The following is a 14018-nucleotide window of genomic DNA, read 5'->3' as shown; positions in this document are numbered from 1 at the left end:
CGCAATTGAATCAGTACCGATCACTCTGGCACAAATCTAGCTACTGACTGAAACACCTACAAGAAGTAGTTCGGTCATCAAAGCTGTTGTTCAAGGCGAATGCGAACAAAATATGTCCGCGACGGTAACTCTATTTGAGCTGGAAAGTCTGATCGCCGATATAGCGCTTCAAAGCGTCTGGTCCAGATGGTGACAGCAAATCACTCGCCGGTCCGTGAGCGGTAATGTGACCATTTTCTAAAAATAGTAGCAACGCATCGAGATAAAGTGCGTCTTCCGGCGTGTGCGTGACCATGAGTACGGTCATAGCATTTTCCTGCTGCAACTCTCGTACAAGATCGAGCATCTGATGTCGAAGGGCAGGGCCGAGCGAAGCAAAAGCTTCATCGAGTAGCAGGACCGGGCGCTCGCGCACGAGTGCTCGTGCAATCGCCACACGCTGGCGTTCGCCACCGGAGAGCGCTTCCGGATTACGTTGTTCTTTGCCCTTCAAGCCCACGCGTTCTAATGCGGTGGTAATGGCTGCGCGATCCAGCTGGGTAAGCTTGAGGTTTGGCGAGCGACCCAGGCCGATATTCTGCTCAACGGTTAAGTGAGCGAAGAGATTGTTTTCCTGAAAAACCATCGAGACCGGACGGCCAGCAGGCTGCAGAGCGGTTACATCTGCATCGCCGATAATAATTGCCCCCGATTGGGGGGCTTCAAAGCCGGCAATCAAATTGAGCAGGGTGGATTTTCCCGAACCGCTGGGGCCGACAACAGCCGCAATTACGCCGCCCGGTATAATGGCGTCGAAGTGCATGGTGGTTTCGCCATAGCTGAAATGCACATCGCGAAGCCTGATGTCGGCTTGAACTGTCATGAGAGTGGCGTTTCCTTTCGCGATGCTGCACGGTCTGCAAGCATCATCAGGCAAAGACATAAGATTCCGAGGATAAGCGCAAGGCCTGCCGCGTCGAAAGTGCGATAGCTGCCCATGCGCTGAAATAACAGATAGGGGAGTGTTAAGAGCGCATCGCTGCCAAAAAGTGCGATCGTGCCGAGGTCTCCAAGCGATAATGCCATGGCGAAGGCAAAGGCCATGCCGAAAGGTTTGCGGATGGATGGCCAGTCTATCAGCCGTAAGCGATTGAATCCGGTTATGCCAAGCTGTGCACAGAGCCTGTTATGGCGTGCTGCTGAAGTATCCCACGCTGGGCGCAATAGACGCACAGCAAAAGGCATGGCCATCGCTGCATTAACGGTCACAACCATGAAAGGCGCCACAGTAAAGGGGTCGGTGAAGTTTCTGAGCAGAATGAACCAGCCTGCACCAAGCACAATGGGAGGCATCACAAGAATGAGGCTTGAGCCGGTATCGAATAGGCTCGAAAGCCGCGCACTTCTTGTTGCTTCGTGGGCAATGACAAGTGAAAGCGAAAGAACTACCGAAAGAAGGGCTGCGGAAAAGCCGAGCGCGATGCTTGTGCTGATGGCCCGCCACACGGTTCGTTCGCTCAACAATCGAATAAGATCGGCAGCAAGGCCGGAAATGACCACGCCACTAACGGGTAATGCAACATAGAGAAAGCCCAGGGCGATAGCTGCGATGTTGAAAATGCGCTCAGGCGCGGTGGGCTTGCCATAACGCTTAGTAGTGTTTGTCAGCGTAAAACCTTCTTCGGATGGACGTCCGGTCAGTCGCAAAGCCAGCAGCATTACCAGTGTAAGCGTGAGTTGTGCCAGTGTAAGCGCCACAGCCCGTGCCGGATCGAAATCGAAATGCAGGCTCTGGTAGATCGCGACTTCCAGTGTCGTTGCGCGTGGCCCGCCACCGAGCGTCAGAACAGTGGTAAAGCTTGTCACGCAGAGCATGAAGATGAGGCCGATCATGCCCGGCAGATTGCGCCGGATGACAGGCCACTCAATCAGGCGGAAGCGTGCTTTGTTACCCATGCCAAGCTGAGCGGAAAGCTTCCAGTAATCAGCAGGGATCGATTCGTAGGCTGCCAGAATGAGCCGCACTGCCAGCGGCATGTTGAAAAATACATGCGCGATCAAAATGCCGGTGAGGCCATAAATGTCGGGCGAGACCGGATAGCCAGCTGATTGCGAAAGCTGCGCGATAAAGCCGTTGCGACCATAAATGCTGGTGATACCCAAAACGGTTACAAGCGCTGGCAGGGCAAGCGGCAACGCAAAAAGGCGTAAAATCAGGCCGCGTCCGGGAAAGCTCGTTTCCGAATAAAGTGCGCGTGCCACAGGAATGGCAAATAGCACCGACAAAAGCGCCGATGCTGCCGCTTGCAGCACGGTAAAGCGCGCAACACGCAGCAGATAGGCGTCGAAATAAACGTCAGTGTTAAAGCCGCTGGCTTCAAACGCCAATGCTATCAAAGAGCCGCCGACCAGAACCGCTAAAAAGCAAAGCGCCAGCACGCCTGCGAGTTGCTTCATCGCAGGCGTATTTCTGGCAGAGTTTTTGGTCGGCGATTTTATCATTTGCTGGATGCAGCCAGCCATTCATCGACCCAGGCGTTGCGGTTTTTCGCAACGTCATCAGCCGGGATCAGCAGTGTTTTTTCAGGCTTTGGCAGTTTGTCGAAAGCCGCAGCAAGCGGTGCGGACGTTTTTCCTGCTGGATACATCCAGTTGGTTTCAGGGATTACGTCCTGAAAGCCGGGGCCAGTCATGAAAGCCAGAAACTTTTGCGCCAGCGGGTTCTTTGCGCCGGTTGTTGTCTGTGCTGCAAGCTCGATCTGAAGGTAATTACCTTCCGGGTAAGCTAGCGCCTTATAGCGCTCAGTGCCTTCCGCAATCATGTGATAGGCAGGCGAGGTCGTGTAGGAAAGCACCATCGGCGCTTCGCCTTTGGTGAACAGGCCATAGGCTTCGGACCAACCCGGCGTGACCGTGAGAATGCGCTTCTGCAGCTTTTCCCAAGCTTCGCCTGCCTGATCGCCATAGACTGATTTGATCCAGAGCAGAATGCCAAGGCCCGGTGTCGATGTGCGTGGATCCTGAATGACGATCTTTTGCGACGAATCACCTTCGACCAGCTCTTTCAGGCTTTGCGGTGGGTTGGGCAGTTTTTCGGAGTCATAAACGACAGCAAAATAACCATAGTCGTAAGGCACGAAAATATCGTCCTTAAAGTCGCCCGGCACTTTGACATTGGTGAGATCAACATTGCTAGGCGCGAAATAGCCGGTAGCGCGTGCTTCCGTGGTCAGGTTGGTATCGAGGCCGAGAACGATGTCGGCTTTGGTATTGCCGCCTTCAAGCTTGAGGCGATTAAGAAGGGCAACACCATCCGCCGATGCGACCCATTCCAGCTCACAATCGCATTCTTTTTCAAAGTTTTCCTTCACTTTGGGGCCGGGACCCCATTCGGAAACAAAACTGTCATAGGTGTAGATGGTGAGTTTATCCTTGGCCTGCGCTGAAAAGGCAAAAGCCGCAGTCAACGATAATGTAAGCAGAGATAAAAACCGCATAACGGCATTCCTTTCTTTTGTTCGAAAAGATTGTGCGCCGTTATCAAAATCGGTCAGCATCTAATCCCTCCGCCGGTACAAACCGGATCAGGTTCAGCGGGTTAGCCGGAGTACGGCCTCTCAGCCATTCAAAGACTGAATGGCACCCCGTTAGAGCAGGATCGATAATAGTGGTTCGCGCGTCCGAGGGCAAGCGATGAAGATGCGGGCTTTCGGGGATAATTCTCGCGTGTTATGAGCGACTTATGAGTACATTTGTCATTCTTCTCGGCGGTGATCTTGTTGTCACAGAACGCCTGAAACGTCAGATAGCGGGTGCACGGGTATTGGCCGCGGATAGTGGTATGCGCCATGCGCAGGCGCTTGGTGTTGAGCCGGAGCTATGGCTGGGCGATTTTGATTCCACATCGGATGACTTGCTTGCGCAATATGCGCATGTACCGAAAAAAACGTTTCCAGCCGCCAAGGATATGACTGACGGAGAACTTGCTCTCGAAGAGGCATTTGAGCGCGGCGCTGAGCGCGTTATCCTTTGCGGCGCATTCGGTGGTTCACGCACGGATCACACGCTTTTACATTTGACGATGGCGACAGCACAGGCGGCAAAGGGCCGTGAAATTTTGCTCTCAAGCGGTGCTGAAGAGGCGTGGCCGCTGGTTGCCGGAGACTATGTTTACGATTTCCCTGATGGTACATCATTCAGTGTCGTTAATTTTTGTACTGTTGAAGGACTTTCAATCACAAATGCAGAGTGGCCGTTAGACAATGTGACCTTGCCTTTCGGTTCTTCATGGACGGTTTCTAACGTTGTGCGCGGAACCCTTTGTGTTTCCGCGCGTTCTGGTCTTGCGATACTTGTAGCAAACCTGATTGATCCATCATCTGTTCAGGCGTGCCGCTAACCTTAATAATTGAAACTGCTTGACGCTGTACGTCGAAACGTATTGTAACTATGTCAAGCGTGACGCCGAATTTGGGGACGCAACGTCGGTGTTAGTGTAACTCTAATAGGAGATTGTTTCATGAAATCACGTCTTTCCATGATCGCAATCGTCGGTGCGCTTGCGTTCTCAACAGCAGCATGCACGACGGGTGAACAGCGTACAGCCGGTTACGGCGTTGGCGGCGCAGCGCTTGGTGCGCTTGCAGGTGGCGCTATCGGCGGTAACGGTCGCGGTGCTTTGACTGGCGCTGCAATTGGTGCAGTTGGTGGTACGCTGCTTGGTGCAGCAACAACACGCAACAATGTTCAGTATTGCCGTTACCGCGATAATTACGGTCGCGTTTACGAAGCGCCTTGTAACTAAGACGCCTAAGCTATTTAAGTTTGAAAACAGGCCGGAGAAATCCGGCCTGTTTGTTTTTCCGGGCCATATCATTTGACAGAATGCGTTTTGTCCTCGACAAGCAGGTCACAAATTTCAACGGCAGTTTTCAAAGAGAACCATGGCACCTCCGCTTCTTCGCCTCGACCAGATCAAGCTCACCTTTGGCGGTACACCGCTTCTGGAAGAAGCAGCCCTTTCTGTAAGTGAGGGCGACCGCATTGCGCTGGTCGGCCGCAACGGTTCCGGCAAATCCACTTTGCTTAAAATTGCAGCGGGAATGGTTGAAGCGACATCCGGTGAAATATTCAAGCATCCGGGCGCGACTATTCGTTATCTGCCGCAGGTGCCAGACCTTGATGGCTATGCCAATGTGCGCGCTTATGTGGAAGCCGGTCTTGGACCGGCAGATGATCCGCATCGTGTGACCTATCTGCTTGAGCATCTTGGCTTGACCGGTGAAGAAAAGCCGGATCACCTTTCAGGCGGTGAAGCGCGCCGCGCAGCGCTTGCGCGGGTTATTGCTCCTCAGCCTGATGTCCTGTTGCTAGACGAGCCGACCAACCATCTTGATCTTACAACAATCGAGTGGCTTGAAGGTGAGTTGCGCCAGATCCGTTCGGCGATCGTTCTGATCTCGCATGACCGTCGTTTTCTTGAAAATGTCAGCCGTTCGACGGTCTGGCTTGATCGTGGCATTACACGCCGTATCGATCAGGGCTTTGCGCATTTCGAAGAATGGCGCGACAAGGTTCTCGAAGAAGAAGAGCGTGATCATCACAAGCTTGGCCGCCAGATTGCGCGCGAAGAACATTGGCTGCGCTATGGTGTAACCGCGCGCCGCAAGCGCAATATGCGCCGGCTTGGTGAGTTGCATTCCATGCGCGCTGATTTCCGCAATCATCGCAAAGCGCAAGGAACCGCCGTGCTTGCGGCAAGTGATTCCAAAGAGTCCGGCAAGCTGGTGATCGAAGCTAAGAAGCTCAACAAAGCTTATGGCGAACGGGTTCTTGTTCATGATTTTTCTACCCGGATACAGCGCGGTGATCGTATTGGTCTTGTCGGGCCAAATGGAGCGGGCAAGACGACGCTTTTGTCGATGCTGATGGGCAAGCTTGAGCCTGATTCGGGCACGTTGCGCCTCGGCGTTAATCTGGAAATGGCAGAGCTCGATCAGAAGCGTGAAAGCTTGAACCTTGATGACACGCTAGCGCATTATCTGACCGATGGGCGCGGGGAAAATCTGGTCATCAATGGCGAACAGCGCCATGTCGTGTCCTATATGAAGGACTTTTTGTTCCAGCCGGAACAAGCGCGCACCCCAATCCGCGAGCTTTCCGGTGGTGAACGCGCGCGTCTGATGCTGGCGCGTGTTTTGGCGCGGCCTGCCAATCTGCTGATCCTCGACGAGCCGACCAATGATCTCGATATGGAAACGCTCGATCTTTTGCAGGAGCTGGTTTCTGGCTTTCCCGGAACCGTTATCCTTGTCAGCCACGACCGTGATTTCCTTGATCGCACGGTAACGTCCGTAATTGCGCCGGAAGGTGATGGCAACTGGCTGGAATATGCTGGTGGCTATGCCGATATGATGGCGCAACGCAAGGAGCAGGCCTTAGCGCGTCGCAATGTGAAAACAGCTGCTGCACGTTCAGATGACAAAAGCACTGACGCACCGCAGCCTAAGCGTGAAGAAAAGCGCAAGCTTTCCTACAAGCAAAAATTTGCGCTTGAAACCTTGCCCGGCAAAATGGACGCTTTGGCAAAAGAAATGTCAGTGCTCGAAGGCAAGCTTGCTGATCCGCAGCTTTACGCCAAAGACCCAACACTTTTTGGCAAGACCGCCGATCTTCTCGACAAGAAGCGCTCCGAGCATTCCGCCATGGAAGAAGAATGGCTGGAGCTGGAGATGCTGCGGGAAGAACTGGAAGGGTAGTTTACCCTTCCGTTTCGTTTTTGGTTAAGCGCTTGCCTTGTCGAGTAGGGCGATTGCTTCATCGTCCAGCTTGATCTGTACAGCATCGATCAGCTCATTGAGCTGGGTGAGACGTGTTGCACTGGCAATCGGTGATGTGACAGCGGGTCGTGCGATCAGCCACGCGATTGCGATCTGCGCGGGTGTCGCATCATTGGCGCGGGCAACCTGATCAAGCGCAGCAATAATTCGCGATCCGCGATCGGTCAGATATTTTTCGACCGTTTGACCACGTGCGCTTTGACCAAGGTCATCTTTTGAGCGGTATTTGCCGGTTAGAAAACCGGAAGCCAGCGAGTAATAGTTGATGACGCCAAGTTCGTTGTCACGGCAGATCGCTTCAAGCCCATCCTCAAACCCTGCACGATCGTAGAGATTATAGAGCGGCTGCAATGTTTCGTAGCGCGGTAGGTTGTGCTGCTTTGCAACACTGAGCGATTCTGTCAGGCGTTCTGCTGTGAGATTGGATGCGCCGATAGCACGGACTTTACCGGCCTTGATCAGTTCCTGATAGGTGCCCAATACATCTTCGAACGGCGTTTCGGGATCATCCCAATGCGATTGATAAAGATCGATATAGTCAGTTTGCAGCCGCTTGAGAGAGGCATCGACAGCTTTGCGAATATAGGCGGGAGACAATCCCTTTTCGTCTGGTCCCATTTCTGAACCGACTTTGGTGGCGATCACAACTTTGTGACGAAGGCCACGAGATTTCAGCCAGTTTCCGATGATGGTTTCGGATTCGCCACCGAAATTGCCCGGTGCCCATGCGGAATAAACATCGGCTGTATCAATAAAATTCAGTCCCACATCGACAAAACGGTCGAGAAGCGAAAATGATGTTGCTTCATCGACCGCCCAGCCAAATACGTTGCCGCCAAAACACAGCGACGAAACCTCGAGTTCAGTACGTCCGAGTTTTCTAAACTCCATGGACCCTATCCTCTTCCTTTGCCTGCGGCCCATTTCTGAGCCTTAGCGTTATGATTTCAGGAAGAAGGAATTGGATCCAAAGAATCAACCCATGCCAAGCGCGTCCATGTAAAGCTGGAGCATCGCTTCTTCTTCCTGACGTTCATGGTCTTCTTTTTTACGCAGACGAATAATGGTCCTTACGACCTTGCTGTCAAACCCCGAACCCTTCAATTCCGCATAAACTTCCTTGATATCGTCGCCAATGGTCTTTTTTTCTTCTTCGAGGCGCTCGATGCGCTCGATGAAAGCACGCAACTGGCCAACAGCAATGGTCTGGGCTTCGCTGGTAATGTCGTCGCTCACGCGTTTCTCCAATTCAAAGTCGATTATGAATGCGGGTCAAAGGTCATCCGTTACAGGAACAGGACCATTGCCGAAAGTCGGACTTAGTTTTTCTGCGAGTCGCAGGCAAAATTAAGAGCCAGTGGGCTTGGAAATGCGCTTTTTATCGCCGACAGGCTGTGGATAGCGGGCAAAGGATCAGCCAATCGGGCCAGTTCGCGAACCGAAATGCCGGATTTCATGGATTTCGGGCATCGCGTTGATTTTTGCCAGCATTGGCGCCAGCAGTTCCGCCCATTGTGTTGCCCCGGCTTTATCAGCAATCAAATCCTGCCGCACTTCAATGAGAACATGCGCAAAGCCTCTGGCGGTTGCATGGCGATAAAGCGCATCGTTTTTAAGTGCGCCATCATAAGGTTCGTTATCGCCGACAACCAGTCCAGCCTCATTGCGCAGCATGGAAAGGAAAGGGGTAACACCACGCGGGTCAGCATCCCACAAAAGCCCGATATGCCACGGGCGGTCTTTGCCGCGCCAGTTTGGTGTAAAGGAGTGGATCGCGACGATGAATGGTGCTTTGCCGCTTTCGCCTGCAACCTGCGTACTCATCGAGGCAACGGCATCATGATAAGGGCGATAGAAACAGTCGAGCCGGTTTTCGCGCTCTTCCGGCGTCATTGGATAGTTGCCGGAAATCACTGCGCCGTCTGATAATTGCATGATGAGTGTTGGGTCGTCTTCGCCGCGATTGGGATCAATCAGCAACCGGGAAAAGCCACCCATGACCGCTGGGGCGTTGAGCTTGGCTGCCAGCTGCCGCGTTAGTTCTTCGACGCCGATATCATAAGCGATATGGCGCTCAAACTCGCTTTGCGCCATGCCAAGGCTGCCATATTTGACAGGCAAATCACGCCGGGCATGGTCGGCAGTCAGAAGCAGGCCGAGGCTAAGGTCGCCATCGAGCTGATATACGGGTGAGAACGATGGATCAAATGACATGGATGCAGCTTCTTGGGTGGGATTTCTGTCATAAATCGCAAGTAGTTTCAGCTCTGTCATGAGAAAGTCGGTATTGCAACGATCATTCTCAAAAGAATGGTGAAGGCGTTTCGGGATTGAGGCAAGCCAGGAATCTAATCGTTTAAATTGCGCGAAAATCGCTATGCAGTTTGATTGGAAATGCTGTAACTGATTTGTTCTCTCCGGGATTGCGTTGACATCAAAGGCGAAACTGCCGAAAAGAGATCGACCGAAAGAGGATTTCCTTGCGTGAGACAAAAGCGATTGCGGACTGAAGGAGTTCGGCGAATGCGACTTCCAGTGTTTTTGGGTTTGTTTTCCACTGTGCTTGTGGGTGCTTTGGGTGTGACTTCCATGGAAGCGCGTGCTGATTTTCGAGTATGTAACTCAACTCAGAATCTGGTTGGTGTTTCCATTGGCTATCGAGCCAAGGCCGGCTGGGTGACAGAGGGCTGGTGGCATATTGATGGCTCCACCTGCAAGACGCTGATCGAGGGGCCGTTGACCTCCCGATATTATTATCTTTTCGCAGAAGATTCTCAGAGCGGCGGTCGCTGGGAAGGCAAAGTGAACATGTGTGTGGCGGAAAAAGAATTCCGTATCACAGGTGTTCAGGACTGTTTTGCCCGTGGTTTCCAGCGCAATGGCTTTCAGGAATACGATACCGGGGAACAATCGAGCTGGATGGTACAGCTCACGGACGAAACGCCGTTAGAAAACTCCACAGTTACAGGAACGAATAGCCCATGAAGCGCAACCGCAAGGTCAAGATTCTCGCCACACTCGGCCCGGCGTCTGGCGAGGAATCCGTTATCCGTCAGCTTTTTGAAGCAGGCGCAGACGTCTTCCGTATCAATATGAGTCATGCTGATCATGATATGATGCGTGCGCTTGTGAAGCGCATCCGCAATGTTGAAAAAGAGCTTGGTCGTCCAATCGGCATTCTGGCCGATCTTCAGGGTCCAAAGCTCCGCGTTGGCAAGTTCAAAAATACCAAGGTCACATTGACCGTTGGTCAGACCTTTACCCTCGACAACAATCAGGAACCGGGCGATGAAACCCGCGTTTATCTTCCGCACCCGGAAATTCTGGAAGCTGTGGAAGCTGGCCATCGTCTTCTGATTGATGACGGCAAGCTGGAGCTGATTGCAGAATCAAGCGATGGCAAGTCGATTGTTTGTAAGGTTGTTGCTGGAACCAGCATTTCCGATCGTAAGGGTGTTAGCCTGCCAGATACCACGCTGGGTGTCGGCGCTCTGACGGAAAAAGATTACAAGGATTTCGACGCGGTTCTGAAGGAAGATATCGACTGGGTTGCCCTGTCGTTCATTCAGCGCCCGGAAGATCTGATCGAAGCACGCAAGATTTCAGGCGGCAAGGTCGGCCTGATGTCCAAGATCGAAAAGCCGCAGGCTGTCACCCGTTTGGATGAGATCATCGAACTGTCCGACGCGATCATGGTTGCCCGTGGTGATCTTGGCGTTGAAATGCCACTGGAAAGCGTTCCGGGCATTCAGAAGCAGATGATCCGCAAGGCACGCCGCGCTGGTAAGCCGGTTGTGGTTGCGACACAGATGCTTGAATCAATGATCACCGCACCTGTTCCAACCCGCGCTGAAGTATCGGACGTCGCAACGGCTGTTTTTGAAGGCGCAGACGCGGTCATGCTTTCGGCAGAATCGGCTTCCGGTCAATATCCGGTTGAAGCAGTTGCCACGATGAACCGCATTGCGGAAAAGGTTGAGCGCGAGCCGACCTATCCGGGCATTCTGGATGCGCAGCGCGCAATCCCTGAACCAACCGGTTCCGATGCGATTGCTTTGGCTGCACGTCAGATCGCTGAAACGCTGAACCTTTCAGCAATCGTCACCTACACGGCTTCGGGTGCAACTGGTCTTCGTGCGGCGCGTGAACGTCCTCGTACACCAATCATCGCGCTGTCGCCGGTTGTTGAAACTGCACGCCGCCTGTCGGTTGTCTGGGGTCTGCATTGCGTTGTCACAGAAGACGCGCATGATCTGGAAGACATGGTCGATCACGCCTGTCAGGTCGCATTCAAGGAAGAGTTCGGCAAAGCTGGCGATCGTCTGATCGTTACGGCTGGTGTGCCATTCGGAACACCGGGCGCAACCAACCTTCTTCGCATCGCCTATATTGGGGCGGATGGTCAGTCTTCAACTGACTAATTCTGAGCATCCAGTTTTGGGTGGGCCTGATGTACAAGAAAAAACGCGCTCCTTTCGGGGCGCGTTTTTGTTTGTATCTCTGTCAGAGAATCAGGTGCGGGTGTCGCTCAGCTCTTCCGTGAGATCGAGCAGATTCTTCTGCGCATCACGCATCATCGGATTAACTTCGAGCGCTTTCTCGTAGGCCTTCAGAGCTTGCTCCTTGAGGCCGCGAGCGCGCAGAATGTCGGCCATGCCAGTTAGCGCGCCGTAATGGCGTGGTTCAAGCTCCAGCGTGCGATTGATGTCATACATGGCATGCGCATAATCATTGCGCAGGTAATAGACCGTCGCACGACGATTCCATGCTTCCGCATAATCGGGATTGATCGCGATGGCTTCATTGAGAAAATCGAGCGCTGACGTATAGCGCTTTTCAAGCATCGCTGAATTGGCCCATTGCACTAGAAGGTCCACCGTGGCGCTGCCAGATTGCTGCCAGATCTGATTGATCTGGATCGTCAGGCGACGAGCCTTGGTCGCATCGGAGGTGCGCTTGAGATCAGCAAAAAACTTATCGAGCCGCTCTTCAGGCGTCTGGTCTGCTTGTTCTTGAGGTTTGGGAGTGGGCTTTTGTTCGCTGTCGGCACCCGTCTGCACAGGCAGGATAGGGGCGGTCAGCTGAGGCTTCGTATCGGCGAGCGCAGGGCTGGTGATCAGCAGAGCTGCGCTAAAGGCAGATAGGAGCGTGAAGTGTATTGGATAAGCAAAAACGTTCCGCATACGCATAATGTTGATTATACGTAGCGAAACGTCAAATGCAAAATCAGAAATAAGATTAGCCCTGACGTGCCTTGAAGCGCGGAGCAGTCTTATTGATGATGTAAACGCGGCCCTTGCGACGAACGAGCTGGCAGTCACGATGACGGCCCTTGAGCGCCTTGAGCGAATTCTTGATCTTCATGTCAATCACCGGTCTTGGTTGGGCCCATCGACAGCACGTGTCGCGGGGCGGCATAAAAACAGGCGCCCAAGGCGCCAATTGGTTACAGGCAGTATTCCTGCCCGAAGGGTTGGCCGAAATACACAATATTTCAGCCGAATGTCAACTCCTGCGCCGCAGATTCACGAAGACTGGTCCCGAAAATCTTGCCGCAGGACCTGCTAACGCAGGAATCTGATCGATTCCTGCGCAATGCTTAGCGCGCGCGGGGGTGAATGCGGGTCACATGACCCATTTTGCGGCCTGGGCGGGCTTCTTTTTTACCATAGAGATGCAGCACAGCATTCGATTCTGCGAGAATCGCCGGAACCTGCTCAATATCGTCGCCGATGAGGTTTTCCATCACGCAATCGGAATGGCGCACCGTGTCGCCAAGCGGCAGCCCTGCAACGGCACGGATATGCTGTTCAAACTGCGAGATCGCGCAGGCAGCTTCTGTCCAGTGACCCGAATTATGCACGCGCGGTGCAAATTCATTGGCAAGCAGCGTTCCGTCAGCAAGAACGAAAAACTCAAGACCAAGCACACCGACATAATCAAGCGCATGGAGAAGCTTCTCTGCGGCCTTGCTGGCGGTGTCAGCTGTCTCAGCCGAGATTGCTGCGGGAACCGTCGAAGTTGCGAGAATGCCGTCCTTATGGACGTTTTCTGAAATATCGAAGATGGCAACATTGCCCTGGCGGTCGCGCGCTGCAATCACAGATACTTCGCGCTCAAAAGCAACAAAGCCTTCAAGGATTGCCGGTGCGTGCTTGATTGCGTGAAGCGCGTTCTTCGCTTCGCTTTCGTCGAGCGATGTGAGGCGGACTTGTCCCTTGCCATCATAGCCGAGGCGCCGAGTTTTCAGAATACCGCGTTCGCCAAGTGCTCCGAGCGCTGCAATGAGCGATTCTTCATCGTCAACGAGACGCCACGGGGCGGTTTCGATGCCGCTTTCATTGAGGAATTGCTTTTCGGTAAAACGGTCCTGCGAAATCTCAAGCGCTGCTGGTGGCGGAAATACGAGCGCCGATTCTGCAAGTTTGTCGGCGGCTGATACCGGCACGTTCTCAAACTCATAGGTGATGACATCAGACGCTGCAGCAAGCTGTGCCAGCGCTGCCGGGTCATCATAGGCCGCAATAATCTGGCGATTTGCCACCTGAGCAGCCGGGCAATCGGCTTGCGGCTCGAGAATGATGGTTTCATAACCAAGGCGTGCAGCCGCCATAGCGAGCATACGCCCAAGCTGGCCCCCGCCGATGATTCCGATTGTAGAACCGGCCTTCAATGCTGAAACTGCCATATCAGACCTCATCGGATGGGCGTTCTGCAACGCTTTCGGTCTGGGCAGTGCGCCACTCGTCAAGACGGGCCGCAAGTGCATCGTCATAAAGCGCAAGGACTGCTGCCGATAAAAGCGCTGCGTTGACTGCGCCAGCACGACCAATGGCAAGTGTGCCGACTGGGATACCGGCTGGCATCTGTACGATGGACAGAAGCGAATCCTGACCAGAAAGCGCTTTCGACTGAACCGGAACGCCAAAGACCGGAAGTGGCGTCATTGCTGCGGCCATGCCGGGAAGGTGGGCAGCGCCACCAGCGCCAGCAATCACGACCTTGAAGCCTTCGGCTTTTGCGCCTTTGGCAAAAGAAACGAGGCGATCAGGAGTACGGTGTGCCGAAACAATGCGGGCATCGAAAGATATGCCCAATGCGTCAAGCGTATCAGCGGCATGGCGCATTGTTTCCCAATCGGATTGGCTTCCCATAATGATTGCGACATCTGCACTTCTGCTCATTGATCCGTCCTGCTTC

Annotated in this window: 15 protein-coding genes and 1 riboswitch; of the genes, 5 read left to right on the top strand and 10 right to left on the bottom strand. The window is 53.5% G+C overall.

The annotated features are described in order from the left end of the window. Window positions 1-130 precede the first annotated feature (130 nt). From thiQ to thiB, 3 genes are read right to left on the bottom strand one after another with little or no spacing between them, the layout of a single operon-like run. Window positions 131-862, bottom strand: coding sequence for a thiamine ABC transporter ATP-binding protein (thiQ, locus tag U2P60_RS07805; RefSeq protein ID WP_413572110.1), 732 nt, complete (start codon window positions 860-862; stop codon window positions 131-133). Beyond that, window positions 859-2502, bottom strand: coding sequence for a thiamine/thiamine pyrophosphate ABC transporter permease ThiP (gene thiP, locus U2P60_RS07800; RefSeq protein ID WP_413572109.1), 1644 nt, complete (start codon window positions 2500-2502; stop codon window positions 859-861). The genes thiQ and thiP overlap by 4 nt, the downstream gene beginning before the upstream one ends. After that, window positions 2478-3476, bottom strand: coding sequence for a thiamine ABC transporter substrate binding subunit (thiB, locus tag U2P60_RS07795; RefSeq protein WP_413572108.1), 999 nt, complete (start codon window positions 3474-3476; stop codon window positions 2478-2480). Before thiB ends, thiP begins: the two co-directional genes overlap by 25 nt. Window positions 3477-3523: 47 nt before the next feature. Further along, window positions 3524-3636: riboswitch (TPP riboswitch) on the bottom strand. 85 nt (window positions 3637-3721) lie between these two features. Between thiB and U2P60_RS07790 the strand changes: the two genes are divergently transcribed. From U2P60_RS07790 to U2P60_RS07780, 3 genes are all read left to right on the top strand, one after another. Then, window positions 3722-4378 (top strand): thiamine diphosphokinase, encoded by a 657-nt coding sequence (locus tag U2P60_RS07790; protein ID WP_413572107.1) that lies wholly within the window; start codon window positions 3722-3724, stop codon window positions 4376-4378. Window positions 4379-4498: 120 nt separating this feature from the next. Continuing rightward, window positions 4499-4783, top strand: coding sequence for a glycine zipper domain-containing protein (locus U2P60_RS07785; protein WP_094578220.1), 285 nt, complete (start codon window positions 4499-4501; stop codon window positions 4781-4783). Window positions 4784-4922: 139 nt separating this feature from the next. After that, window positions 4923-6737 carry an ABC-F family ATP-binding cassette domain-containing protein gene (locus U2P60_RS07780; RefSeq protein WP_413572106.1) on the top strand — a complete coding sequence of 605 codons (1815 nt, stop codon included), beginning with the start codon at window positions 4923-4925 and terminating at the stop codon, window positions 6735-6737. Between the two features lie 24 nt (window positions 6738-6761). On the opposite strand, the gene U2P60_RS07775 is transcribed toward U2P60_RS07780, so the two are convergent. From U2P60_RS07775 to U2P60_RS07765, 3 genes are all read right to left on the bottom strand, one after another. Further along, window positions 6762-7709 (bottom strand): aldo/keto reductase, encoded by a 948-nt coding sequence (locus tag U2P60_RS07775; RefSeq protein ID WP_413572105.1) that lies wholly within the window; start codon window positions 7707-7709, stop codon window positions 6762-6764. Between the two features lie 84 nt (window positions 7710-7793). Further along, window positions 7794-8054, bottom strand: coding sequence for a DUF2312 domain-containing protein (locus U2P60_RS07770; RefSeq protein WP_007876730.1), 261 nt, complete (start codon window positions 8052-8054; stop codon window positions 7794-7796). A gap of 177 nt (window positions 8055-8231) precedes the next feature. Further along, complete coding sequence (locus U2P60_RS07765) at window positions 8232-9032, bottom strand: N-formylglutamate amidohydrolase (protein WP_413573714.1); 801 nt, start codon at window positions 9030-9032, stop codon at window positions 8232-8234. A gap of 309 nt (window positions 9033-9341) precedes the next feature. Between U2P60_RS07765 and U2P60_RS07760 the strand changes: the two genes are divergently transcribed. Beyond that, complete coding sequence (locus U2P60_RS07760; RefSeq protein WP_413572104.1) at window positions 9342-9803, top strand: DUF1036 domain-containing protein; 462 nt, start codon at window positions 9342-9344, stop codon at window positions 9801-9803. Continuing rightward, the gene (gene pyk, locus U2P60_RS07755) at window positions 9800-11239 is read left to right on the top strand and encodes a pyruvate kinase (protein ID WP_313827202.1); all 1440 of its coding nucleotides are present in this window, start codon (window positions 9800-9802) and stop codon (window positions 11237-11239) included. The genes U2P60_RS07760 and pyk overlap by 4 nt, the downstream gene beginning before the upstream one ends. 90 nt (window positions 11240-11329) lie before the next feature. Here pyk and U2P60_RS07750 read toward each other — a convergent pair whose 3' ends face one another. From U2P60_RS07750 to purE, 4 genes are all read right to left on the bottom strand, one after another. Continuing rightward, window positions 11330-12019: a tetratricopeptide repeat protein gene (locus U2P60_RS07750; protein ID WP_413573712.1), complete on the bottom strand. Its 690-nt coding sequence runs from the start codon at window positions 12017-12019 to the stop codon at window positions 11330-11332. A gap of 37 nt (window positions 12020-12056) precedes the next feature. Next, a complete protein-coding gene (ykgO, locus tag U2P60_RS07745; protein ID WP_075657282.1) occupies window positions 12057-12182 on the bottom strand; it encodes a type B 50S ribosomal protein L36 in 126 nt (41 codons plus the stop codon). Window positions 12183-12417: 235 nt separating this feature from the next. After that, on the bottom strand, window positions 12418-13506 hold the full coding sequence (locus U2P60_RS07740) for a 5-(carboxyamino)imidazole ribonucleotide synthase (protein ID WP_413572102.1): 1089 nt from the start codon (window positions 13504-13506) through the stop codon (window positions 12418-12420). 1 nt (window position 13507) lies between these two features. Further along, on the bottom strand, window positions 13508-14002 hold the full coding sequence (gene purE / locus U2P60_RS07735; protein WP_339513141.1) for a 5-(carboxyamino)imidazole ribonucleotide mutase: 495 nt from the start codon (window positions 14000-14002) through the stop codon (window positions 13508-13510). Window positions 14003-14018: the final 16 nt, after the last annotated feature.

This window comes from Brucella sp. H1_1004 (assembly GCF_047308065.1).
Classification (GTDB): Bacteria; Pseudomonadota; Alphaproteobacteria; order Rhizobiales; family Rhizobiaceae; genus Brucella; species Brucella pseudogrignonensis_B.
This window is presented reverse-complemented; position numbering and strand designations above follow the sequence as displayed.